At 65.9% G+C, this 469-nt stretch carries 1 protein-coding gene; it reads right to left on the bottom strand.

All coding sequences use genetic code 11. The features are described from left to right. The coding region (locus tag LPA54_RS37750) for a S8 family serine peptidase (protein ID WP_228984937.1) at positions 1-347 on the bottom strand (347 nt) is incomplete at its 3' end. Between the last annotated feature and the right edge of the window lie 122 nt (positions 348-469).

Below are 469 nucleotides of genomic sequence, written 5' to 3'. Positions count from 1 at the left end.
CCCTGGGCCCCAGTTGCAGCGATCAGTGCCGCAGTGGATGTGCCGTGGTCGGCGATGTCGGTGTGTTCGTCCCCGCGCAGCTCGGAGAAGTCCTTGCCCGAGAGGACCTGGCCCTTCAAGTCGGGGTGAGTGTTGTCGACGCCGGAGTCGATGACGGCGACGGTGACGCCTGCACCGGTACTGGTCTTCCACATCTCCTCGGCGTGCATGGCGTCCAGGTGCCATTGCATGTGGCGTGCCGTCTCGGCGTGGGCGGGTACCGCGGCGATACCCACCAGCAGCAGGCCGAGAGCCGCCGACGCAGCTGACAAGGGGCGCCGTGATCGCATGCTGCTGGTGGTGCGCATGTGCCTTCCTGAGTGCCGTTCTGTCCAGGGCTTAGTCGACGACGGGAGGTACCACACGACGGTCATTGCGAGCCCAGGTCTCTTCCTCTTCTGTCAGGTGAACCGGACGCTGACTGCCGTCC

Origin of the sequence: Streptomyces sp. DH12 (assembly GCF_020873895.1) — a bacterium.
Classification (GTDB): Bacteria; Actinomycetota; Actinomycetes; order Streptomycetales; family Streptomycetaceae; genus Streptomyces.
This window is presented reverse-complemented; position numbering and strand designations above follow the sequence as displayed.